Below are 22677 nucleotides of genomic sequence, written 5' to 3'. Positions count from 1 at the left end.
TACTCAAGGCGTTCGGCAAGCGTGCTATCGCACAGTGCGGCGAAATATTGCTTTCGGGTTTAGGCGGGGAGATGCCGCCAACTGCTTAGGGGCGCTCCTACGTGACCAGGCAGCACAGTTCTACGGAGCTATTCGAAGCCCTTACTGGGCGTAGAGATGCTTGAACACTCAAGCACTAAAAATGTAGAGAAATCCTATGCTGAAGCCTAAACAACATGTCCTTTTTCTAGACTTTGACGGCGTACTCCACCCTGACGCTGTGTACCTCTCACGCCATGGACCAACCCTTCGCACTGAGGGTCAACTGTTTATGTGGGCACCTAACCTAGAGAGGATTCTGGAACAGTTTCCGACCGTCTCGCTGGTTTTGAGCACCAGCTGGGTACGGCACCTCGGCTTTAAGCGAGCAACGAAATATCTTCCCGCTTCTCTGAGCTCGCGCGTGGTTGGGGCTACCTGGCACAGCACCATGGCAAAAGAATGGGCTGATGATGATAAATGGGACGGTCGGACCAGGTATGACCAAATCAGCCGTTATGCATCACGATCTAACCTGACCAGGTGGATTTCGGTGGATGATGATCCAGAAGGTTGGTCACAAGCAGCCAGAGAACGTCTTGTCGTCTGCGATTCGATGAGGGGGCTCGGAGAGCTCGCAACCTTATGCATGCTTGAAGAGCGATTGACGGAAATGGTAGCTGGAACGTAAACGAATGAGCTGGCAGCTAAGGTACGAAATCACATACTTTGGACGCTTAAATCGCTTGCTAGGTACAGGAAATTAGACGTTATGCTTATTCGAAGTATGTCGGATGCTGCCGTTGGTGAGGCTATTGGGCACCGGCTGCAGGAATTAAGGTTACATCGAAATATGAGCTTTCTTGAGTTGAGCACTGAAACAGGTATTTCACGACAAACGCTCCACTCCTTGCTGCACCAAGGCAAAGGCACCTTAGCCACGGTAATAGCTGTGATGCGAGCACTGGATGACTTGGAGAGCTTGGCGTCTTTGGTTGCAGCGGTGCCATTGAGTCCTGTTCAGCTACTAAAGCTTCAAGGTGAGCAACGTAAGCGAGCAACTGGTGCTCGAAAGAAAACTCATCACCAGCCCAAAACATCTATTTCACCAGAAGACCTCGATTGGTAGCCAAGTTCCTAGGAAGATATGCGGCGGTGTTGCTGATGAATGTTGCCGTATAGGCTTGCCAATGGACAGCTATCGGCTAAAAGCCGCCGGTTAGAACGGGTTCGTATATCATCGGCACAGCCGCCTTCTTGACTCTCGCCGCCGGCAACCCAGCAAAGGCAGTTGGAGTCACTTTTCAAAACAAGTAGGCTCAGACAACAAGCATTTACCTACCCGCCTGCATTTTGGAGTCCTCATGGATGACAGCTATGAAATCGGCCACAGATTGATTGTTGTGGTCCCCGATAAAACCGCCGAAGCAATGCGCCAAGCGCAGACGGTACCAACAGCGCCTGAAGAAACTTTCGCAACAAAAATTGCGAGATCCGTATTCTCTATGTACGCGGAACCATTCGCTATCACTCTTGGCAAACAAGCGGTAGTACTCATAAAAACGATCATGGAGGCGCTGGATAAAGGCGCTGATCTCACCACGCTAAGCTATTCGGAAACTAAAAAGCTGAAACTCATCTTCCCGCCAGGACACCCTCGAGAAAATGTTGTTTACGCCCAGCACCCTGCAAACCCATCGGTTTACTACACCGCGAGTTCGTTCCATCGTCAGGCGTTCGAGCATAAGTTCGCGGAAGTTGTAACCCTCCTATCGAGCCTCGGAGCAAATGAGATCATGGTTGAACATGTCAGCGGGTGGGATCAGGATTTTTCAGCAGGCCTTGGTATAACAACCCCGTCTCAAGAATCTGCTTCGGTAGGTGCCGGAAAAAACGGCGCTGAAAGCTCTTCAGTACTATTTGATGCAAAACTGGAAGGACATGACACCCCGTCAATCCCGGAGAATCTTACCTGGTACCCTCATGAAGCGCTTTGGCAAGCAGTTGCTACCGCTCGGGTAAACAATGGGCTAAAGAATTTCAATCTGTCACTCACGTACTCCGATGATTACGGTTTGAATGCTGGTTTCAAAGCCACCATCAAGGGGACAGGATTGGATCTGGGAGGCAAATTCGAAGAGCACCAATCTACCGTTTGGAAGATAACGGGTAGCTTCGGTCCTGCGAGCGTGTAGAGAGGGCTAGACGTCTGACTCGATGTGCAAGTAAACGCATCTATCGTTTTTTTTTAATCGGCTGGAGCGCTGCTCTTGGCCGATTACAACCCCTAGCGACAAGCAACTATTGGCCGATTTCTGCCTGTCGCCACCGTCAGCTAAGGGTCGACAGCCGTCTATCGCGACAGGCGACACGCCCCTTAGGAGATGGCATTAGTCATTCGCGGAGGGACAACGGGCGGATCTAGAAACCATGGGCCATTCCGCTCGAGTACTGGGAAGAAGCTCAACTACTCTCGTCCATTTTTCCAAGTCGTGCCAGCACATCGTCCCTTGTGGAAGGTGGGTATATCCAATTTTTGTATTTTGAGTTGTATTCTCCCCCGAGTTGGTTTCGCCAGAGTTTGAGTAATTCCGCAACCTGGGGATTGAATGACCAAGAGCGCACGGCAATCGAACCGCTAGGCAGCGTTCTAGCGGACACCCGCATTCCCATGATGACGAAACGATGCTCAGACAGCTTCGGGGTCGGCTCAAGGACTGATAGTGCCGCCGTAGGTGAGCCTACCTGCCATGTTTGGATAGGCGGTAATTCATTTGCCGGGGATTGGGGGTACAGCCAGGTTTTGTGCTCGATACGCTGAAGTATGTAGCATTTCACGGACTCTGACGGGATGGCGTGTGCGCTGTGCAGCAACTCGCGTAGATCCAGTTCAATTGTCGTAATGCCGGCTTTTTTTATCAGCAGCCATTTTTCTTCCTCGACGAATGAGGTCACGGCAACTTCGATGAATAGCTGTGTGCCGTCTTTGAGATGGGCCACAAGATCAGGTTGAAAGCCTGGCTGCGGCACCTCCGCTTCAACCCTTTCAAAATCCCACCAGCTGCTGGTGTCTTCACTTGTGGGGTAAACGCCAGGCATCGGTGGCAGTTGCAGTCCGAGGGCATCTCGAATCACCTCCTTGGCGTAGAGGTGCAGCAGGGTTTCACGCTGAATGAAGCAACTCGCCTTAAAGGAATAGTGGGCGAAGTGGTGTTCGCGAATCAGTCCCTTACGAGCGATAACTTGCTCGCCGCAGCTAACGCAGGTGCAATCACAAGCAAGACCTCGCGAGGCTTTTCCGATGTCAATCAGGCGGGCGCTCTGGTCAATGGCAACAAACATGGTCATGGTGGACTCCGCTGGTATAAAGACGGCTCCAAGAGTCCTGATTTCTGCAGGGTAAAACGTCCCCCTAACCCTATATAAAGGGTTGCATGGGGTATGGATAGGATCGAGAGCCTTGTATTTTGGGCGTGAGGAGCTGGTGTGCAGGAAGTGATGCGTTGCCTTCAAACAGAGCTGAATGATTCGCCTGCCGATATCAAGGCACATAGAATTCTTCAGTTCATGGTGCAAGCTAAGCTCGCTGCGCTTGAGCAGGGTAGGAGTGAGCAGCAGGTGTTCTCTCGCCAAGGGTTGCTACTACACGTAGAAGGCGAGCTGAAGGGGCAAACGTTGACCCCGGCCACCTGGCTTCAGGCGGGTTTGTTGGAGCGGTTTTTGGCATCGCGTGAGGCTGCCCTTGTGACCCGTCTGCGGCAGTTAGGCTTAGAGCAGATGCCGATTATCCGTACCAATGAGGGTAAAGGTGGAAAAGGTATTGAGCGATCTTATTGGCTAGACGTTGAGCCATTGCCGGATGAAGGGGGAGATGGGAAAACTACATTGCCCTCTGCCTGCATCGAGTATCAGCGAACTCAGCCCGGCGTGGTAAAACCCTCTTGGCTCATTCGGCAAATCTTTCGCGACGGTGAGCTGAAAAACCGGAGTTGGCGAGGCGCGGTATTGTTGACAGTGATTTTGCTCGGCGTCGCAGTATCGGCGATATGGTTTTTTGCGGGTATGTGGGGAGTGTCGAATATCGACCAAGCCCTGACGTTACGGCAGATAGGAGGTACAGCATTCTTCGGGCTCTGCCTTTGGCTTATCTGGACTAGTTTCTACCGCCCTTGGATACGATTGGTCGATGACAGGGTTGTAAAGGCGCCTGCTGCCCTGCTGTCTTTCTGGGAAGACTCCGCCGAGCTAGAAATGCACCGAGACAGCAAAAAGCATCAATGGACGCGTTTTGTACGTTTCAGTGGAGACTGTCCGCTGTGCAGCGGTAAAGTTCTGCTAATGCCAGGCAAACCCGAGCAAAAGGTCCCCCTGGTAGGTCGTTGCAGTGAAAGCCCGTACGTACATGTATACAGCTTTGATCGTGCACGGCTAATGGGCGTCTATCTCGGACCGCGCGAAGACTGATCGATTCGGGCATTAGAGCCTCGCAATGCGCCTATGCAGGAACCTCTGCCCGCCACTATGGGCTCTTCTGGGTCGACTTCAGATTTATGGAAGGACAAGCATGAGCCTCGTGGATACCCAAACCTCGCATTGAATGGTGTTATGAATCGACAATGGCTCCAATCGGCCAGAAGCAGCCAGTCAGTTCGACCGCTAACCGCGCCGGCCACCTGTGTGGGTGGTGGTGTCTACATGGCTCGCCTCGTTGCCGAGAAACACGATCTGGCAATGGAGCAGCTAAGGAGACATTGCCTAGTTGCTGGAAAGAGCTGGACGCGCAACGCGAGCTAATCCCTCTCCACCTACTCATCTATCGCTGGGCAAGGAGTGAATAGCTTCGCCTCAGCCGAAGGTAAACGAAACGGGCTGCCGTTAAAGGACTGCCGCGTTTTGCCGATCGAGATTTACGTTGAATTGTAAATGCGCCGTACAAGCGCTGAGTACCTGTGGCTTCCCGACGTCCGAAAAAAAACGCCAAATGCCGCCTGGTCATAAATTTTGTGTGGTCTAGCGCAGGTGATACCGGAGACCGAGTACCAATCTCCTTGAGTCAACAGACATTGGGATATGGGGTGATGTGGAGAGGAGGAGCGCTGTGGCATTACCTGCGCACTGGCTGAGAATAGTTTTTTAATCGGCATGGAGCGTACGGTCCCTTTCCTCTTGAGCAGCCCAAAAATTCGCGGCAGCGAGCAGCCAAAGAAACGCCATCAGAATCATAAGGTTGAATGAAACTTGAAACTGAGTGTTGGCAAAGTTTCACCCTGGATGCACAATCAGCACCCGCCTATAGTTTGAAGGATCAATGAAATGGCAGAGCCGCGTGCATTCATCAGTTTTGATGTTGATCATAACAGCGACGAAAAAGTATTGTTCGCCGGCCAAGCGTGGCACTCCAAGACCCCATTCGCTCACGAGGATTGGTCTGCGAAAAGCCCGATGCCCCAGTCCCAGTGGGAAGCAATGGTTAAGGAGAAAATTAATAAGACGCACCTGCTGATAGTACTAGTCGGAAAGCATATGGCGACCGCTACAGGTGTTGTTAAAGAAATTGAGATGGCCCGCTCACAAAATGTTCCATACTTTGGGGTATATGTGGCTGGTGCAGATTCCACTAGTACCTTGCCAACTGGTCTTAATAGGAATCGCGTAATTAGCTGGACTTGGGAAGGGATTGCAAACGCTGTGACACAGATGATGGGAGAGGGGAAGAATGCAGAGAAAAAATTATGAAGAAGGCGCTCGTGGTTGGTATCAATTACTATGAGAATCTGAAGAAGTTGCATGGTTGTGTGAATGATGCATATAAAGTCAATCAAGTCCTTGAACGTCACATGAACGGCGAGTTGAATTTTGACGTAAAGCATATTACTGCCATAGACTCAGATACTGCAATTTCACGCAAGCAGCTGAAGAACTATATTGAGATGCTGTTTGAGGACGATTCTCAAATTGCACTATTTTACTTTGCGGGTCACGGCTTTATAGAGGACTCTGCTGGTTACCTGATAACCTCTGAATGCCAAGATGGGGACGATGGACTGCCTCTACAGGACGTTCTTGACCTAGCAAATGCATCCAAGGCGAAAAATAAGATTATCATCTTGGATAGCTGTCATTCGGGTGTTGCAGGCAACAACAAATCGCTCGGAGACAAGGCAATATTAACCGAGGGGATGACCATTCTAACGGCATCTACGAAGGACCAATATGCGGAAGAGTCGGCGGGGTCCGGCGTATTCACTTCTTTGTTGGTTGACGCTTTAAATGGAGGGGCTGCGAATCTCCTTGGTGATATCACCCCTGGTAGTATTTATGCACACATAGATCAGTCGCTCAGCCTCTGGGAGCAACGTCCTGTTTTTAAAACTAATGTGAAGGCCTTCACCTCGCTGCGCAAAGTCTCACCACCGATTCAGCTTTATGAGCTAAGGCAACTTACTCAGCTTTTCGAAACAGCAAACACCGAATTGGCTCTCGATCCAAGCTTTGAGCCCCAACCGCCGGCTCCTAATCATGGAATCGAACCTGATCCTGATAATACGCGAAAGTTTGCTGTCCTGCAAAAACTGAATCGCTTGAACTTAGTTAGACCTGTGGGGGAAGAGCATATGTACTTCGCGGCGATGAACTCCAAGTCATGCAAGCTCACAGTGCTCGGTGAGCATTACTGGAACTTGGTCAACCTTAAACGGATTTGAGCTAAGGGCTTCAAGATTGAATGACCAAAAAATATTCGAGTATTATGAAAAAGTGTACTTTCACGAGCTTGCTAGAAAAGAACAGATTTTTTCTCGCTTGAGCATACCTTTGGCTACAATAATTGCTATTGCCGGTTTTTACTCTGTGATTCTGGGAGGGGATAGGGCCGTTCTCGGTTACACTCCGAAATTGGTCTTTTTCCTGCTCCTCACGGTTTCGGTAGGGTTTTTGGCAGCTGGCGTGTACTTTTTCATGAATGCTTTGCTCGGAAGGGTAGATCAAAACATGCCTGAGCCCAACGTGATCGAGCAGTATCGAGTTGATCTGTTAGCCTACTATAACGATGAGTCTAGGCCCGGAGATCGCGTGGCATTGGAAATGCAAAAATATTTTAATGAAAAATACATGCTTTGTTCCACCATCTGCACCAATAATAATGATCGTAAAACCTACTGCTTGTATTATTGCAACTATGCTCTTATTGCTGCCGCGCTTGTGGCTGCTCTGGCGTACGCCGTGATCACTATCCCAAAACTTTAGGAGCCTGTAATGTCTCAAAAGCCCCCTCCACCGCCGCCGCCTCCAACTCGTTCCGTTAGGGGCGATGTGCGTCCGCCTTCGCCTCCTCCAGCACCTACCCCACCAGCACCTAAGCCTAGAAATCAAAAATAAAACTAGCCCGGTGCTTGCCGGGCATGCTTATCTAGTTTCGTTTTTTATTACTCGTTTCGCGAGCTTTTTTGGGGCTGTGGACTGAGTTTTGGACCGAACCTTTGTTTCTATTGGCTTGCTAATGCCCCGGAGGTAAGGGTACGTCGAACACTTGGCGGCCAAGGGACCAAACTTGCACAGCACTGTTTAAGGTGGTTGGGTAAATCTACCGGACTTCGGCTAAAAAGGGCGACATATGACCATTCGCGAACAAGACCAGATTGACGTCCTTCTTCAAGGGCTGCTCGAACCATTATCCGCGCTTGAGCACGAACGATGGTCACACTGGCAGCGATATATGCATGGCAAAGGGGTCAAACAGGATGATGGGAGTCTTGTTATCCCGGCTGATCTAGTTGAGCGCTGGGAGCGTCAGATGGCGACTGTATATTCAGAGCTTAGCGAAAAAGAGAAGGAAGGTGATCGGGAGCAGGTCAGGAAATATCTTCCGCTCTTGGCCGCATCGCTAAGTTCGCCAGATGATGCAGGACGTCCAGACCACAGCTGAGTGCTCCCCATGCACTATTGGATAAAATAAACCGCTGCTCCCAAAGCCGTAGACTGCGTTAGAAGTCTATCCAATGCCTCTCCTTTAATATTTCACCTTGTAGGTCGGCGAATCCTCAGGTCGGTTGTCACGCCGATCGTAGATCTTGGTTGTGCTGATATTGGCATGACCCAACCTGGCCTGGACCTTGGCGATGTCGGCCTCACGCTCCAGGGCGTTGGTGGCCGCAGTGGCCCTTAGTCCGTGCGCCCCCAAACCGTCGACCTTAATCCCAGCCTTCCTCGCGTAGGCCGCCACCACTGTGTAGATGCCGTTTGCCGTAATGCCGGCACCGGTCACCTTGCCGCGCAACGGAATGAAGAGCGGCACCTTCCTGTCCGCCCGATGATGCCCTGAGCTTTCCAGGTACTGGTGAATACGCCCGGCCGCCACGGGGTTCAACGGCAGGTAGCGCACCTTGCCGCCTTTGCCATGCACCTTGAGGTGTTGGATCCCGCTACGATTCTGAATGTCGCTCACCTGCAGCAGCGCCGCTTCTTCGCGGCGCAGCCCTTGATAAAGAAGAACAGCCAATATCGCCCGGTCGCGCACCCCTTAAGGGTCGTTTCATCCGGGGCTTCGAGCAGCGCTTTGGCCTAGTGATCGCCTAATGCTGGCGTCTTGCCTTCGTTGCTTTCAATCTTCGGTCGTTTTACTCCGTGCACTGGATTGCCGCCGGCGATTGAATTGCTCTCCAGAATATGATCAAACAGGCTGGCCATTGCGGCTAATTTGCGCCGGATCGTGGCTCCGGCCAAGCCGCGATGCTCGAGTTGAGCACGCCAGGCCAAAACATGTGATCGGGTCACCACGCGAAACTCATCTGCCGAGGCCAACCCGACAAACCCACAGAAGTCTTCCAGATCATTATGGTAGGCACGTCGTGTTCGAGGGTTATCCAAGTTGGCAAACCACTCGACCGCGGCCGGAACTTGGGCCAGTTTCTGAAATTCGACCGAGGCGAGCCGGCGCTGATCATTCTGCAGGACTTTCGTCAGTTCCTGCATATCATCTCCATTCCTTGGATCGTTCGTGATCATTCGCCAGCTGCCTAGTAACAAAAGCAACGTGAAACGCGTCTGCCGCCTTCGAAACCGATGAGCTGCAGTAATTGGTGACAACCTATTTTATGGCCAGTGATGGACGGCTACCCACACTCTCTTGACCGTTTTTCACTGCTATGGCCGATTGGCGCCCGTCACGACCGGCTGCTTTCGACCCAAAGCTGCAGGTCGCGACAGGCAGAAATCGATCCGTGACTTCCGTTCGTTGGAGGGTTGGAACCGGCTCATCGCTCCCTTGTGCAATCTCTGCAGTCAAATCGTCTGAATGCCCAGTGAAACACGCTATCATCCCTACTAAATCGAGCTCATTCAGAAATGCCCCCACCCTGGATGTCTACATGACGCATCATTTTAAGTCTGAAGCTGTAAAATCTGCATGGAAATATGTCTGCCAGCTTCGCTCGCAGCTTGCAAAGAATAAGGCAAGCCTGGTGTTAGGTGCTGGAGTATCACGTGACCTGAACCTTCCTATGTGGGAAGTTTTGGTCGGACGGATGAAGGCCTCCATGGCAAGTCGAGCTCCTGAAGTACATGGCGTAAACGACGCAGCTGGAAAGGCAGCGTTGGTGCTTTTTGAGATATTCAGCTCTTACAAAAAATACGACCTCGCTCAAGAGGGGCGCTACACAAACGATGCGATTGTTGAAAAGAAAATTCTTTCCGACTGGCGTGAATTAATCCACAAAGCCTTATATCAAGATATAAATCCTGACGGACGACGCGCGACGATAGATGCACACCCATACTTTAAGGAAGTTATTGAATTTGCAAAACATTCTGAATTGACCGTCACATACAATTTTGATGACTTTTTAGAATTTGGCCTTTCATGCGCAGATCTGAATCCCACTAAGCATGAGCGACCGTATCAGACTGTATGGTCACATCATACTCAGTTCACAAAAGACAAATGTGTGATATATCATCCGAATGGATTTTTGCCATTTGACCACAACAAGTTTCAGAGTGAAAATCTGATTTTTTCGGACGGAGCATTTGCGGATCAGTTGCTTGATGGCATTGGGGGAGGCTTATCTACACTTCTCCATGTTCTTACGAAGAAGACGAGCATTCTAGTTGGGCACTCGCTGACTGACTCCACCCTGCTTCATCTTCTTAGAAAAGCAGCTTCTGTCAGTCCGGGAAATTATAATTATTTCATCAGATTCACAAACGAAGAGCTTGACCCTCAGAATAAAACTGCAATATTTGAAGCTAATTTCAATAACTACAACCTTGTGACCTTGTTCTTCGACGGCGCCGATATTCAAGAATTTTTACGGGCCATCACTATGCCCGAGGTGGAATTTATCCAAGAGTCTGATTTTTTGGGCCTTCAAACTAAATATGTTTATTACGTCGTAGGTTCCATTGGGATCGGGAAATCCACCGTGATTAGCCAATTTGGGAGCTTAGTTACGCTCGACGAATGGTTTGATGAAAGGCCGCCGGAGATGGCCCGCTCTCCTGACGATCTTAGCACGAGCAAGACAATCACCATCGATGACTGGACTAACGAGCAGTTTGGGAAGAAAAATAACTACTTGGATAGGAAAAAAGTTGGAGTTTTTCTAGTCGATAGATCTCCCTTAGATCCTTTGAGCTTCGTCGTCGGCGTACCTGAAAATGATCGCGCTAAATCAATGCTTAGTCATGGAATTCGGCCAGGGTTTTCAAAAAAGAAAATCGTCCCTGGCGAAATTATCCATATGATTGGAGATGTCAATGAGATATGGTCGCGTTTAATTACAAAACGGAAAGAAAGCAGCTGGCCGCCTGCTAAAATTCATGCGCTGCAGGAAAAGAGTTTGGCGATTTATGAAGGCTTGCAGCCTAAGAAAATACATTCAACTCAAAGAAAGGAGGTTGACGTTGTACGTGACGTTGCAAAAGTAATCTTTTCTTGCGGTTATTCTCCGTCAGATTTGGATCAGCGTATGAGTGATATCGCGAATGCTTAAAAAATCTACAATTTACCTCGCTGCACCGCTTTTTAATGAGGCAGAGTTGGCATATAACAAATCGCTCAAAGCCAGACTTCAGTCTCACTTTGACATATTTCTGCCTCAAGAGGATGGGTTACTGCTACGTGAGTTAGTAGCAAACGGTACATCGGCGGCGCTAGCCGAAAGGATGGTTTTCGACGCCGACATAGCTGCCATGAAGGAGTCAAATCTTATTGTGGCTGTCCTAAATGGTGCTCACATCGATGAGGGAGTCGCATTCGAACTTGGTTTTTCCTTCGCGCTTGGAAAACGATGCGTGGGGCTGAAGAGTGATATTAGGCAATCGTTGCCCACAGGCAATAATCCGATGATAAATCAAAGCTGCGAGAGAATCTTCAACTCTACGGATGCTCTTGTTTCTTGGCTTATCGCTACCTACGCCAAAAAGCACAACTTTAGCATTTAATTTAGCCCTGGTCTCTATGGGGTGATCTCAGAAGGTAAAAACCAGTGGCATTCTTATGAGGTCTGTTGCGGATATTCGGTCTCCTATTTGCCGATGTCTGATCTCGACGGGCTGCTTCTGGCCGACTGCTGCCATTTGAAAAAAGCTATATCAAGCTTGACCTGCCTGTCGCTTAGAGTTCTGCAGATTGCAATTCAGCGCACCATTCATGGGTCGATCGAATGAACTCAGTTGTGAGCGGCGTTGACTAGCGTAGGGTGAGACCTTACCCCCTCTAAAGGGTTGTACAAATCTCCAGGTCACCTGCCACCGCTGTTCAAACGTTGCAGTAAACACGAGTCGACCTGTCGATGTTTTAGCTCACCAAGCTGTCAGCCACAAACTTTTCGCTAGGAACAAAACCACTTTCCTACCCCCGTAGAAGTGCTTTCTTCGATAAAGCTGATTGAGCTTTTGCTCCTAAATGCAAATGTCGACCAAAGGGACTCTACCGGGCGTCTTGCACGTTCTCTTGAATTGATCTCCGTTATGAATTCTTCGAAGCTGGTGTAGACGGCAACAAGGGCTCTGACAAGGTCTTGATGAGACAGTAGGCCAGCTCGAAATCTACTGGCTTGGCTCACTTTTGGCGCCAGTTGGTAGAGCCACCAATACTCATCGGTGTCCTCCATATGCTTTTTTGCCCAGCTCAATGATATAGAGCCAAGCTTCTCGGACAGTACAACCGTTGCAATATCCCATGGTATATAAAATCTGTAGGCCAGCAAACCATCTAAAAACAGCGACTTCCTAAGCTCGTAGGAGCTGGTACTACGTTCCGAGATGATATCGCTGATACTTTTGCCTGAGCAGCCCAACCATAAAACATCTAACAGATGACCTGAAAGCGATCGTGATGCTTGCCCCATTTCCTTTCGCGAGGCACCTGGCCAAATGAAGGATGCGTTATATCCTGAGGTGAAGGGTTTTTCGCAGTGCGGACATGACGCAATTAGCTTTACGTTGTGCCGACTGCAGACATTGACATCAAACTGATGCTTGCGTCGCCAGTACGCGAAACCGATGTTTTTAATATCTTCTTTGCAACATTCCGGACAATATTTATAGTGTGTTAAATCTAATTTATCTGAGCGGCTTCTGGAAACGTACATATCATTAGAGTACGTGATGTCTGATTCTTCCTTTAAAGTCCCATTTAGTGCATAACTAGTATGGTTATGGAGAAGCCGGTTAAAGCCGTGGCAGCCAGGCCATCTCAAAGCGGACGCTACGATTTTAAGCGTCAAATTATCTATGGCTTTCGGTATGAGAGCCTTAATTTTTGAAAATTTTTGACTTTCACCGTTCAGATGAACGATTCGCTGCATGAAGGAATGCACCGCCTCGTCGTATAGAATTTTGGGGATCATAAGGGCGTATTGACCGCGAAACTGAAAAGAGGATGGAGAGCTGCAGCAGTTCATCGGGCGGGGTGGCCAAGGAACTTGCGACAGCTTTAATTCACAAGCGACAGTTTTAATTCACAAAAACCAGATAAACTCAACTGTGGATAACTTACTCTACAGTCACTGACTTGGCTAAATTGCGCGGCTGGTCTACGTCAGTACCTTTCAGCACGGCAACGTAATACGACAAAAGCTGCAATGGGATGGTGTACAGCACCGGCGCCAAGGCATCGATGATGTGCGGCATGGAAATGACATGTGTGCCTTCCCCGTTATGCATACCCGCCTGTTCATCGGCGAAAACAATCAACTCTCCACCTCTCGCGCGCACTTCCTGCAGGTTGGATTTGAGTTTTTCCAGCAGCTCGTTGTTCGGAGCAACCGTGACGACGGGCATGTCGCTGTCGACCAACGCCAACGGCCCGTGTTTCAGCTCGCCCGCTGGGTAGGCTTCGGCGTGGATGTAGGAAATTTCCTTGAGCTTCAACGCACCCTCCATCGCCACCGGGAACTGCGCGCCACGGCCCAGGAACAGGGTGTGGTTCTTCTCAGCGAACAGCTCGGCGACCTTCTCAATAGTGCTGTCCATGGCCAGCGCTTCACCCAGGCGAGTAGGCAGACGACGTAATTCTTCGACCAATTCGGCCTCAACGCCTTCACCTAATGTGCCTTTGACCTGACCCAGCGACAGGGTCAACAGTAACAAGCCCACCAGTTGCGTGGTGAAAGCCTTGGTCGAGGCGACGCCGATTTCCGGGCCCGCCTGGGTCAGCAACGTCAGGTCGGACTCGCGCACCAAGGAACTGATGCCCACGTTGCAAATCGCCAGGCTAGCCAGGAAGCCTAGCTCTTTGGCGTTGCGCAGAGCGGCGAGGGTGTCGGCCGTTTCGCCGGACTGCGAAATGGAGACGAACAGCGTGTCGGGTTGCACAACCACTTTGCGGTAACGGAACTCGCTGGCGACTTCTACCTGACACGGGATCCCGGCCAGCCCTTCCAGCCAATAACGCGCGACCATGCCGGCGTGATAGCTGGTACCGCACGCGACGATTTGCACGTTGCGCACTTTGGCAAAAAGTTCGGCCGCTTGAGGGCCGAACGCCTGGACCAGCACCTGTTCCTGGCCCAGACGGCCCTCGAGCGTGCGCTGCACGACTTTTGGTTGCTCGTGAATTTCCTTGAGCATGAAATGGCGGAACTCACCCTTGTCGGCGGCTTCTGCCCCTTCTCGGTGTTGCACAGTTTCGCGAACAACCGGCGTGCCTTCGGCATCCCAGATTTGTACGTTATCCCGCCGAATCTCGGCGATATCGCCCTCTTCCAGATACACGAAACGGTCCGTTACCTGACGCAATGCCAATTGATCGGAAGCGAGGAAGTTTTCTCCCAGGCCAAGTCCAACCACCAGCGGGCTACCGCTACGAGCGGCGAGCAGACGGTCAGGTTGTTTGGCGCTGATCACCGACAGACCGTAGGCACCATGAAGCTCTTTGACGGTAGCCTTGAGGGCGACGGTCAGATCCGGCGTGTCCTGAAGTTTATGGTGCAGCAGGTGGACGATGACTTCGGTGTCGGTGTCCGAGGTGAACACGTAGCCCAGGCCTTTGAGGCGCTCGCGCAGAACTTCGTGGTTCTCGATGATGCCGTTGTGAACGACCGCCAGCTCATCGTTGGAAAAATGCGGATGGGCATTGCGTTCGGTCGGCGCGCCGTGGGTCGCCCACCGTGTATGGGCAATGCCCAGACGGCCTACCAGTGGTTCCCCCGCCAAGGCTTGTTCCAATTCGTTGACTTTGCCCACACGGCGGCGGCGCTCGAGCACACCGGCGCTAGTAAACAGCGCCACACCGGCACTGTCGTAGCCGCGGTATTCAAGGCGCTTGAGGCCTTCGAGCAGGATGGCAGTGACATTACGTTCAGCGACAGCGCCGACAATTCCACACATGGTCTTCTCCTAGGAAACAGCGGCGCATATCAGCGTGATGCCGCGGGCCTGAATTTGCTCGCGTGCCGCTTGGGGCAGGCGATCATCGGTAATGAGGGTATGGACGCTGCTCCACGGCAGCTCCAGATTGGGAATCTTGCGACCGACCTTGTCGGCCTCGACCATCACGATCACTTCACGGGCAACCTCAGCCATGACTCGGCTCAGGCCCAGCAACTCGTTGAAAGTAGTCGTACCGCGTGCCAGATCGATGCCGTCGGCACCGATGAACAGCTGATCGAAATCATAGGAGCGCAGCACTTGTTCGGCGACCTGCCCCTGAAAGGACTCGGAGTGCGGGTCCCAAGTGCCGCCGGTCATAAGTAATACCGGCTCGTGCTCCAGTTCACCCAGAGCGTTGGCCACGTGCAGGGAATTGGTCATGACCACCAGACCTGGTTGCAGCCCAAGTTGGGGAATCATGGCGGCGGTGGTGCTGCCACTGTCGATGATGATTCGTGCGTGTTCTCGGATGCGTCCGACAGCGGCCCGAGCGATGGCTTGCTTGTATCGCGAGACTGGCTGGCTGAGATCGCCAATCAACTCCTGAGGCATGCTGATCGCGCCACCGTAACGGCGCAACAGCAGGCCATTGGTCTCAAGAGCAGCGAGATCCTTTCGAACTGTCACTTCGGAAGTTTCGAAACGCTTGGCCAACTCGTCGACACTCACCTCGCCCTGCTCATTCAGCAAAGCGAGGATGTTGTGACGGCGTTGAGGAGTATTACGCTTCGACATGACGACCTCAAGTTTCGTTTCGAAAGATAACGAAGCCAATCAAAACCGATCGAAAGATAAACGTCAAGCGGCGGAGCGCAAATTTTGATGATCTGTAGGAGCTGACTGGTTCGCGAGAGGGCACGAGGGAGGTTAAGAGTCTCGCGAACAAGTTGGCTCCTACATGAGGGGGTTGTGGATAACTTCAGTCTTTTTTGATTTTGACGGGTCGTTTCCAGCCATCAATGTTGCGTTGGCGCGCGCGAGCAACCGCCAACTGGTCAGTGGCGACGTTTTGAGTGATGGTAGAGCCGGCAGCCGTAGTCACGCCGGAAGATATATCCACAGGTGCAACCAAGGAGTTGTTGGAGCCGATGAATACGTCTTCACCCATCGTGGTTTTGTGCTTGTTCGCGCCATCGTAATTGCAGGTAATCGTGCCCGCACCGATGTTTGTCCTGGCGCCAATCACCGCGTCGCCCAGATAGGTCAAGTGACCGGCTTTTGCGCCTTCTCCTAGGTGAGCGTTTTTAAGCTCGACAAAGTTACCCACATGCGCCCACGCCTCAAGCACCGTGCCTGGACGCAAGCGTGCGAAGGGTCCGGCGTCTGCGCCCTCGCCGACAATTGCGCCATCAAGATGACTGTTTGCCTTGATCACGGCGCCTTTGCGCAGTGTGCTGTCTTTGATCACGCAGTTCGGCCCGATGATCACATCGTCCTCAATCACGACGCGGCCTTCCAGAATGACATTGATATCGATCGTGACATCCCGGCCGACAATGACTTCGCCACGGACATCGAAGCGCGCAGGGTCACGAAGGGTGACGCCCAGTGCCATGAGGCGCCGCCCTTCACGCAGCTGATAATGGCGCTCTAGTTCTGCAAGCTGCTTGCGATCATTGGCGCCCTGCACTTCCATGGCGTCCAGCGGCTGCTCGGTGGCGACCACCAAGCCATCACTGACCGCCATGGCGATAACGTCGGTTAGGTAATACTCGCCCTGAACATTGTTGTTCGACAGGCGACTCAACCATTCCCCGAGACGCTTGCCAGGGACAGCAAGGATGCCGGTGTTGCCTTCTTGTATGGCACGCTGAGCGTCGGTCGCGTCTTTGTGTTCGACAATGGCGCTGACGCGGCCGTGGTCGTCGCGGACGATCCGGCCGTAACCGGTTGGGTCGTCGAGAGTGACGGTCAACAAACCAAGCTGTTCGGCGTCGACCGACTTGAGCAGCCGTTGCAGGGTCTGCACTTCAATCAGCGGTACATCGCCATAAAGGATCAATACCGTATCTGCAGTGAGTGCGGGCACTGCTTGGGCGACGGCGTGGCCTGTGCCCAATTGTTTGTCCTGCAGGACAAAATTCAAATCATCGGCTGCCAACTGCTCGCGCACCGCCTCAGCACCGTGACCGATGACCACGTGAATGCTTTGCGGATTGAGCTGACGAGCACTGTGGATAACATGGCCAAGCATGGAATTGCCTGCCACGGGGTGAAGCACCTTGGGCAATGCCGAACGCATGCGGGTGCCTTGGCCAGCGGCGAGAATTACGATATCGAGAGACATGACAGACATTCCAACCGGGCGAGCCGCGCGCCGGATATAGATCCGGATCGGGCTGATTTTGAAAAAAGAAAAAGGGTAGCCGAGGCTACCCTTTTTCTCAATCGCGCTTCAAAGCCGACGACGTTAGCCGCCGAACTTCTTGCGAATTTGCTGAACGGTGCGCAGCTGGGCTGCGGCCTCGGCCAGACGTGCAGCAGCAGATCCGTAGTCGAAGTCTGCGCCTTTCTCGTTCAGGGCTTTCTCAGCCGCCTTAACGGCTTCCTGAGCTGAGGCTTCGTCCAGATCAGCAGCGCGTTGCACAGTATCGGCAAGCACTTTGACCATGTTCGGTTGAACCTCAAGGAAACCACCGGAGATGTAAAACACCTCGGCTTCTCCACCCTGCTTGATCAGACGGATCGGACCTGGCTTCAGATCAGTGATCAGCGGCGCGTGACCTGGAGCGATACCGATATCACCCAGGTTACCGTGCGCAATCACCATCTCGACCAGACCGGAGAAGATTTCCCCTTCCGCACTGACGATGTCGCAATGGACTGTCATAGCCATTTGCCTGCCTCAACCTGATTAGCGCCCGTCACCGGGCGCCGGGGGTTACAGTTTCTTGGCTTTCTCGATCGCTTCTTCGATGCCGCCGACCATGTAGAACGCTTGTTCTGGCAGGTGGTCGTAGTCACCGTTGAGGATGCCTTTGAAGCCAGCAATGGTGTCTTTCAGGGAAACGTATTTACCCGAAGCACCGGTGAAGACTTCAGCCACGAAGAACGGCTGCGACAGGAAGCGCTGAATCTTACGAGCGCGGGATACCAACTGCTTGTCGGTTTCCGACAGCTCGTCCATACCCAGGATCGCAATGATGTCTTTCAGCTCTTTGTAGCGCTGCAGCACGTACTGAACGCCGCGAGCGGTGTCGTAGTGCTCTTGGCCAATCACGTTCGGATCCAGCTGACGCGAAGTCGAGTCCAGTGGATCGACCGCTGGGTAGATACCCAGGGAAGCGATGTCACGAGACAGTACGACGGTGGCGTCCAAGTGGGCGAAGGTGGTCGCTGGCGATGGGTCAGTCAAGTCATCCGCAGGTACGTATACCGCTTGGATCGAAGTGATCGAACCTTCTTTGGTCGAAGTGATGCGCTCTTGCAGTACGCCCATCTCTTCAGCCAGGGTTGGCTGGTAACCTACTGCCGAAGGCATACGGCCCAGCAGTGCGGATACTTCAGTACCGGCCAGTGTGTAACGGTAGATGTTGTCGACGAACAGCAGAACGTCGTTACCTTCGTCACGGAACTTCTCGGCCATGGTCAGGCCGGTCAATGCTACGCGCAGACGGTTACCCGGCGGCTCGTTCATCTGACCGTAAACCAGTGCCACTTTGTCCAGAACGTTGGAGTCCTTCATCTCGTGGTAGAAGTCGTTACCCTCACGAGTACGCTCACCCACACCGGCGAACACGGAATAACCGCTGTGCTCGATGGCGATGTTACGGATCAGTTCCATCATGTTTACGGTCTTGCCGACACCGGCACCACCGAACAGACCAACTTTACCGCCTTTGGCAAACGGGCAGACCAGGTCGATAACCTTGATGCCGGTTTCCAGCAGGTCGTTGCCGCCCGCCTGTTCAGCGAACGAAGGCGCTGGACGGTGAATGCCCCAACGTTCTTCAGTCTCGATAGGGCCGGCTTCGTCGATCGGGTTACCGAGGACGTCCATGATACGGCCCAGGGTCGCTTTACCGACCGGTACCGAAATGGCTGCGCCGCTGTCGATAACGTCAAGACCGCGCTTCAAGCCTTCGGTCGAACCCATTGCAATGGTACGAACCACGCCGTCGCCCAGCTGCTGCTGAACTTCCAGAGTGGTTTCCGCGCCTTGTACCTTCAGCGCGTTGTAGATGCTCGGTACGCTATCGCGTGGGAATTCCACGTCGATCACGGCGCCGATGATTTGAACGATACGTCCGCTACTCATTAGCTGGTTCCTCTGAATTTTGAACCGTTAAACCGCGGCAGCGCCGCCGACGATTTCCGAGATCTCTTGGGTGATCGCTGCCTGACGCGCCTTGTTGTAGATCAGCTGCAAATCGCTGATCAAATCACCGGCGTTGTCTGTGGCGTTCTTCATCGCGATCATCCGCGCGGCCTGTTCAGCTGCGTTGTTCTCGACCACCGCCTGATAAACCTGCGACTCCACGTAACGTACCATCAAGCCGTCCAGCAGCTCTTTGGCGTCGGGTTCGTACAGGTAATCCCAGTGGTGCTTGAGTTCTTGATCCTGGGTTGCGACCAACGGAATCAACTGCTCGACCGTTGGTTGCTGGGTCATGGTGTTGATGAACTTGTTGGATACCACGGACAGGCGATCAATACGGCCATCCAAGTAGGCATCCAGCATCACCTTGACGCTGCCGATCAAATCGTTGATCGACGGCTCTTCGCCCAAGTGGCTGATCGCAGCGACGACGTTACCGCCGAAGTTGCGGAAAAACGCCGCACCTTTGCTGCCGACCACGCACAGATCGATCTCTACGCCGTTTTCACGGTTCTTCGCCATGTCCTTGACCAAAGCCTTGAACAGGTTGGTATTCAAGCCACCACACAGACCACGGTCACTGCTCACCACGACGTAACCGACACGCTTTACTGGGCGGTCGATCATGAACGGGTGGCGGTATTCCGGGTTAGCGTTGGCGAGATGACCAATCACCTGGCGGATACGCTCCGCGTAAGGACGGCTAGCTGCCATGCGCATTTGAGCCTTGCGCATTTTGCTGACCGCCACTTTTTCCATGGCGCTGGTGATCTTTTGCGTGCTTTTGATGCTCGCAATCTTACTGCGAATCTCTTTTGCGCCTGCCATGTAACACCTATCAGGTTAGCAAGCGGGGGCCTCTCGACCCCCGCTGCGGCTTACCAGGTTTGGGTGGCCTTGAACTTCTCGATGCCGGCTTTGAGGCCAGAATCGATTTCGTCGTTGAAGTCACCCTTCACGTTGATCTTCGCCATCAAATCGGCGTGATCGCGGTTGAAGTAAGCAATCAGCGCTTGTTCAAAGCTGCCAATTTTGGCGATTTCGACGTCAGTCAGGAACCCACGCTCAGCGGCATACAGCGACAGCGACATGTCAGCGATCGACATTGGCGCGTATTGCTTCTGCTTCATCAGCTCGGTAACGCGCTGACCATGTTCAAGTTGCTTGCGGGTCGCCTCGTCCAGGTCAGAAGCGAACTGGGCAAATGCAGCCAATTCACGGTACTGAGCCAGAGCGGTACGGATACCACCGGAGAGCTTCTTGATGATCTTGGTCTGAGCAGCACCACCTACACGGGATACCGAAACACCGGCATTCACTGCCGGACGGATGCCGGAGTTGAACATGGCCGATTCCAGGAAGATCTGACCATCGGTGATCGAGATCACATTGGTCGGAACGAACGCGGAAACGTCGCCAGCCTGGGTTTCGATGATCGGCAGTGCAGTCAGAGAACCGGTTTTGCCAGTTACCGCGCCGTTGGTGAACTTCTCTACGTATTCTTCCGAAACGCGAGATGCACGCTCCAGCAGACGGGAGTGGAGATAGAACACGTCGCCTGGGTAAGCTTCACGGCCTGGTGGGCGGCGCAGCAGCAGGGAAATCTGGCGGTAAGCCACTGCTTGCTTGGACAGATCGTCATAAACGATCAGTGCGTCTTCACCGCGGTCGCGGAAGTATTCGCCCATGGTGCAGCCGGAGTACGGAGCCAGAAACTGCAGCGCTGGAGACTCGGAAGCACTGGCAGCCACGATGATCGTGTTAGCCAGGGCGCCGTTCTCTTCCAGCTTGCGAACCACGTTGGCGATGGTCGATTGCTTCTGACCAATCGCTACGTAGACGCAGAAGATTCCGCTGTTCTTCTGGTTGATGATCGCGTCGATCGCCAGAGCGGTTTTACCGATCTGACGGTCGCCGATGATCAGCTCACGCTGGCCACGGCCGACAGGGATCATGGCGTCGACAGCCTTGTAGCCAGTCTGTACAGGCTGGTCTACCGACTTACGCCAGATAACGCCCGGTGCGACTTTTTCTACAGCGTCGGTCTCGGTGTTGTTCAGCGGACCTTTGCCATCGACAGGATTACCCAGTGCGTCGACAACGCGACCCAGCAGTTCCTTACCAACCGGAACCTCCAGGATGCGGCCTGTGCACTTGGCGCTCATGCCTTCAGCCAGAGATTGGTAGGAGCCCAGTACAACAGCGCCTACAGAATCTTGCTCAAGGTTGAGAGCCATACCGAAGACGCCGCCCGGAAACTCGATCATTTCGCCGTACATTACGTCGGCGAGACCGTGAATCCGCACAATACCGTCAGACACGCTGACGACAGTGCCTTCGTTACGGGCTTGGGAAGTCACATCGAGCTTGTCGATACGACCCTTGATGATTTCACTTATTTCGGAAGGATTGAGTTGCTGCATTGCTCTGCTGCCCCTTCAAACTCAAGATTTCAATGCTTCGGCTAGTTGCGCGAGTTTGCCGCGAACTGAGCCATCGATAACCAGGTCGCCGGCGCGGATGATGACACCACCTATCAGGGTGGCATCCTCCGCAGCATGCAGGCGCACTTCCCGGCCGAGCCGTGCACTGAGAACCTTGGCGAGTTTGTCTTGCTGTTCTTGGTTCAATGCAAAAGCACTGGTCACATCCACATCTACCGACTTTTCCTGCTCAGCCTTGTACAGGTCGAACAGCTCGGAGATCTCCGGCAAAAGCGGGAGACGGTCGTTTTCTGCAACGACCTGGATGAAATTCTGTGCCTTGGCATCGAACTTGTCGCCGCACACTTCAATAAAAGTGGCGGCCTTGTCTGCGCTCGTCAGTCGCGGGGCCTTGAGCATGCGCTGCATTGTGTCGTCTTGCGACACTGCAGCAGCCAGGCCGAGCATCGCTGACCAATTGGCCAGTTGCTGGTGCGCCTGTGCATGCTCGAAGGCTGCCTTAGCGTAAGGTCGGGCCAACGTGGTCAGTTCTGCCATGATCGCCCTCGCTTAAATTTCTGCAGCCAGTTTGTTAACCAGCTCCGCGTGCGCGTTTTGATCGATTGTGGCACCCAGGATCTTCTCTGCGCCATTGACTGCCAAGCTACCCAACTGGGCGCGCAGCGCGTCTTTGACACCGTTCAGTTCCTGTTCGATCTCGGCCTGAGCCTGAGCCTTGATACGGTCAGCTTCAACGCGTGCCTGTTCCCGGGCTTCGTCGACAATCTGAGTACCGCGTTTCTTGGCCTGCTCAATGATTTCAGCTGCCTGAGCTTTCGCTTCGCGCAGTTGTTGACCCGCTTTATCTTGGGCCAACTCCAGGTCGCGAGCTGCTCGGCTGGCAGCGTCCAATCCATCCGCAATCTTCTTCTGACGTTCGTGCAAAGCCGCGATGACCGGAGGCCATACGAACTTCATGCAAAACAGTACAAAAATGAAGAACGCAACGGACTGGCCAATCAGGGTTGCATTAATGTTCACGCCAAC

The 22677-nt window shown here is 52.8% G+C and carries 21 protein-coding genes and 1 pseudogene; 10 read left to right on the top strand and 12 right to left on the bottom strand.

Features of this window, described 5'->3' with window-relative positions:
• Positions 1 to 196 precede the first annotated feature (196 nt).
• The 3 genes from ACWKWM_RS20185 to ACWKWM_RS20175 all read left to right on the top strand — a co-directional run bounded on the left by ACWKWM_RS20185 (position 197) and on the right by ACWKWM_RS20175 (position 2213).
• Positions 197 to 709, top strand: a complete 513-nt coding sequence (locus tag ACWKWM_RS20185) for an HAD domain-containing protein (protein WP_483847829.1) — start codon at positions 197 to 199, stop codon at positions 707 to 709.
• 81 nt (positions 710 to 790) lie between these two features.
• Complete coding sequence (locus tag ACWKWM_RS20180) at positions 791 to 1147, top strand: helix-turn-helix domain-containing protein (protein WP_483847828.1); 357 nt, start codon at positions 791 to 793, stop codon at positions 1145 to 1147.
• Positions 1148 to 1382: 235 nt separating this feature from the next.
• Complete coding sequence (locus tag ACWKWM_RS20175) at positions 1383 to 2213, top strand: hypothetical protein (RefSeq protein WP_483847827.1); 831 nt, start codon at positions 1383 to 1385, stop codon at positions 2211 to 2213.
• 268 nt (positions 2214 to 2481) lie between these two features.
• Here the strand turns inward: ACWKWM_RS20175 and ACWKWM_RS20170 are convergent, their stop codons facing one another.
• Positions 2482 to 3366: a competence protein CoiA family protein gene (locus ACWKWM_RS20170; protein WP_483847826.1), complete on the bottom strand. Its 885-nt coding sequence runs from the start codon at positions 3364 to 3366 to the stop codon at positions 2482 to 2484.
• Between the two features lie 138 nt (positions 3367 to 3504).
• Here ACWKWM_RS20170 and ACWKWM_RS20165 point away from each other — a divergent pair, with 138 nt between their 5' ends.
• The 5 genes from ACWKWM_RS20165 (at position 3505) to ACWKWM_RS20145 (ending at position 7942) form a co-directional block, all read left to right on the top strand.
• Positions 3505 to 4482: a hypothetical protein gene (locus tag ACWKWM_RS20165; protein WP_483847825.1), complete on the top strand. Its 978-nt coding sequence runs from the start codon at positions 3505 to 3507 to the stop codon at positions 4480 to 4482.
• An 849-nt stretch (positions 4483 to 5331) separates the two neighbouring features.
• The gene (locus ACWKWM_RS20160; RefSeq protein ID WP_483847824.1) at positions 5332 to 5754 is read left to right on the top strand and encodes a TIR domain-containing protein; all 423 of its coding nucleotides are present in this window, start codon (positions 5332 to 5334) and stop codon (positions 5752 to 5754) included.
• On the top strand, positions 5751 to 6722 hold the full coding sequence (locus ACWKWM_RS20155) for a caspase family protein (protein ID WP_483847823.1): 972 nt from the start codon (positions 5751 to 5753) through the stop codon (positions 6720 to 6722). Before ACWKWM_RS20160 ends, ACWKWM_RS20155 begins: the two co-directional genes overlap by 4 nt.
• 16 nt (positions 6723 to 6738) lie before the next feature.
• Positions 6739 to 7263 (top strand): hypothetical protein, encoded by a 525-nt coding sequence (locus ACWKWM_RS20150; RefSeq protein WP_483847822.1) that lies wholly within the window; start codon positions 6739 to 6741, stop codon positions 7261 to 7263.
• Between the two features lie 367 nt (positions 7264 to 7630).
• Positions 7631 to 7942, top strand: coding sequence for a hypothetical protein (locus tag ACWKWM_RS20145; protein WP_483847821.1), 312 nt, complete (start codon positions 7631 to 7633; stop codon positions 7940 to 7942).
• 84 nt (positions 7943 to 8026) lie between these two features.
• Here ACWKWM_RS20145 and ACWKWM_RS20140 read toward each other — a convergent pair.
• A pseudogene (locus ACWKWM_RS20140) lies at positions 8027 to 8988 on the bottom strand (tyrosine-type recombinase/integrase).
• 395 nt (positions 8989 to 9383) lie between these two features.
• Here ACWKWM_RS20140 and ACWKWM_RS20135 point away from each other — a divergent pair.
• Complete coding sequence (locus ACWKWM_RS20135; protein ID WP_407693760.1) at positions 9384 to 11006, top strand: SIR2 family protein; 1623 nt, start codon at positions 9384 to 9386, stop codon at positions 11004 to 11006.
• The gene (locus ACWKWM_RS20130) at positions 10999 to 11457 is read left to right on the top strand and encodes a nucleoside 2-deoxyribosyltransferase (RefSeq protein WP_483847820.1); all 459 of its coding nucleotides are present in this window, start codon (positions 10999 to 11001) and stop codon (positions 11455 to 11457) included. The genes ACWKWM_RS20135 and ACWKWM_RS20130 overlap by 8 nt, the downstream gene beginning before the upstream one ends.
• Before the next feature lie 389 nt (positions 11458 to 11846).
• Here ACWKWM_RS20130 and ACWKWM_RS20125 read toward each other — a convergent pair whose 3' ends face one another.
• From ACWKWM_RS20125 to ACWKWM_RS20080, 10 genes are all read right to left on the bottom strand, one after another.
• Entirely contained in the window at positions 11847 to 12866 is a 1020-nt protein-coding gene (locus ACWKWM_RS20125) for a TniQ family protein (RefSeq protein ID WP_483847819.1), read from the bottom strand.
• Between the two features lie 145 nt (positions 12867 to 13011).
• Positions 13012 to 14847: a glutamine--fructose-6-phosphate transaminase (isomerizing) gene (gene glmS / locus ACWKWM_RS20120; protein WP_483847818.1), complete on the bottom strand. Its 1836-nt coding sequence runs from the start codon at positions 14845 to 14847 to the stop codon at positions 13012 to 13014.
• 9 nt (positions 14848 to 14856) lie between these two features.
• Positions 14857 to 15624 carry a DeoR/GlpR family DNA-binding transcription regulator gene (locus tag ACWKWM_RS20115; protein WP_483847817.1) on the bottom strand — a complete coding sequence of 256 codons (768 nt, stop codon included), beginning with the start codon at positions 15622 to 15624 and terminating at the stop codon, positions 14857 to 14859.
• Positions 15625 to 15808: 184 nt separating this feature from the next.
• On the bottom strand, positions 15809 to 17176 hold the full coding sequence (gene glmU, locus ACWKWM_RS20110; protein WP_483847816.1) for a bifunctional UDP-N-acetylglucosamine diphosphorylase/glucosamine-1-phosphate N-acetyltransferase GlmU: 1368 nt from the start codon (positions 17174 to 17176) through the stop codon (positions 15809 to 15811).
• Positions 17177 to 17299: 123 nt separating this feature from the next.
• Positions 17300 to 17725 carry a F0F1 ATP synthase subunit epsilon gene (locus ACWKWM_RS20105; RefSeq protein WP_043192055.1) on the bottom strand — a complete coding sequence of 142 codons (426 nt, stop codon included), beginning with the start codon at positions 17723 to 17725 and terminating at the stop codon, positions 17300 to 17302.
• Positions 17726 to 17770: 45 nt separating this feature from the next.
• A complete protein-coding gene (gene atpD / locus ACWKWM_RS20100; RefSeq protein WP_349801039.1) occupies positions 17771 to 19147 on the bottom strand; it encodes a F0F1 ATP synthase subunit beta in 1377 nt (458 codons plus the stop codon).
• Between the two features lie 27 nt (positions 19148 to 19174).
• The gene (atpG, locus tag ACWKWM_RS20095) at positions 19175 to 20035 is read right to left on the bottom strand and encodes a F0F1 ATP synthase subunit gamma (protein WP_483847815.1); all 861 of its coding nucleotides are present in this window, start codon (positions 20033 to 20035) and stop codon (positions 19175 to 19177) included.
• A 50-nt stretch (positions 20036 to 20085) separates the two neighbouring features.
• Positions 20086 to 21630: a F0F1 ATP synthase subunit alpha gene (gene atpA / locus ACWKWM_RS20090; protein ID WP_483835264.1), complete on the bottom strand. Its 1545-nt coding sequence runs from the start codon at positions 21628 to 21630 to the stop codon at positions 20086 to 20088.
• Between the two features lie 21 nt (positions 21631 to 21651).
• Positions 21652 to 22188: a F0F1 ATP synthase subunit delta gene (locus ACWKWM_RS20085; RefSeq protein ID WP_483847814.1), complete on the bottom strand. Its 537-nt coding sequence runs from the start codon at positions 22186 to 22188 to the stop codon at positions 21652 to 21654.
• A 12-nt stretch (positions 22189 to 22200) separates the two neighbouring features.
• Entirely contained in the window at positions 22201 to 22671 is a 471-nt protein-coding gene (locus tag ACWKWM_RS20080; RefSeq protein ID WP_268798716.1) for a F0F1 ATP synthase subunit B, read from the bottom strand.
• Between the last annotated feature and the right edge of the window lie 6 nt (positions 22672 to 22677).

It is taken from the genome of Pseudomonas rosaeacicularis, assembly GCF_057128745.1.
Note: the sequence above shows the minus strand (reverse complement) of the source record. Positions and strands in the feature narration are given on the sequence as shown.

Bases quoted from the DNA above. Each gene is read 5' to 3' on its own strand.
- ACWKWM_RS20185 (WP_483847829.1), top strand. From the start codon at position 197: ATGCTGAAGCCTAAACAACATGTCCTTTTTCTAGACTTTGACGGCGTA.
- ACWKWM_RS20180 (WP_483847828.1), top strand. From the start codon at position 791: ATGCTTATTCGAAGTATGTCGGATGCTGCCGTTGGTGAGGCTATTGGG.
- ACWKWM_RS20175 (WP_483847827.1), top strand. From the start codon at position 1,383: ATGGATGACAGCTATGAAATCGGCCACAGATTGATTGTTGTGGTCCCC.
- ACWKWM_RS20170 (WP_483847826.1), bottom strand. From the start codon at position 3,366: ATGACCATGTTTGTTGCCATTGACCAGAGCGCCCGCCTGATTGACATC.
- ACWKWM_RS20160 (WP_483847824.1), top strand. From the start codon at position 5,332: ATGGCAGAGCCGCGTGCATTCATCAGTTTTGATGTTGATCATAACAGC.
- ACWKWM_RS20155 (WP_483847823.1), top strand. From the start codon at position 5,751: ATGAAGAAGGCGCTCGTGGTTGGTATCAATTACTATGAGAATCTGAAG.
- ACWKWM_RS20145 (WP_483847821.1), top strand. From the start codon at position 7,631: ATGACCATTCGCGAACAAGACCAGATTGACGTCCTTCTTCAAGGGCTG.
- ACWKWM_RS20135 (WP_407693760.1), top strand. From the start codon at position 9,384: ATGACGCATCATTTTAAGTCTGAAGCTGTAAAATCTGCATGGAAATAT.
- ACWKWM_RS20130 (WP_483847820.1), top strand. From the start codon at position 10,999: ATGCTTAAAAAATCTACAATTTACCTCGCTGCACCGCTTTTTAATGAG.
- ACWKWM_RS20125 (WP_483847819.1), bottom strand. From the start codon at position 12,866: ATGATCCCCAAAATTCTATACGACGAGGCGGTGCATTCCTTCATGCAG.
- glmS (WP_483847818.1), bottom strand. From the start codon at position 14,847: ATGTGTGGAATTGTCGGCGCTGTCGCTGAACGTAATGTCACTGCCATC.
- ACWKWM_RS20115 (WP_483847817.1), bottom strand. From the start codon at position 15,624: ATGTCGAAGCGTAATACTCCTCAACGCCGTCACAACATCCTCGCTTTG.
- glmU (WP_483847816.1), bottom strand. From the start codon at position 17,176: ATGTCTCTCGATATCGTAATTCTCGCCGCTGGCCAAGGCACCCGCATG.
- ACWKWM_RS20105 (WP_043192055.1), bottom strand. From the start codon at position 17,725: ATGGCTATGACAGTCCATTGCGACATCGTCAGTGCGGAAGGGGAAATC.
- atpD (WP_349801039.1), bottom strand. From the start codon at position 19,147: ATGAGTAGCGGACGTATCGTTCAAATCATCGGCGCCGTGATCGACGTG.
- atpG (WP_483847815.1), bottom strand. From the start codon at position 20,035: ATGGCAGGCGCAAAAGAGATTCGCAGTAAGATTGCGAGCATCAAAAGC.
- atpA (WP_483835264.1), bottom strand. From the start codon at position 21,630: ATGCAGCAACTCAATCCTTCCGAAATAAGTGAAATCATCAAGGGTCGT.
- ACWKWM_RS20085 (WP_483847814.1), bottom strand. From the start codon at position 22,188: ATGGCAGAACTGACCACGTTGGCCCGACCTTACGCTAAGGCAGCCTTC.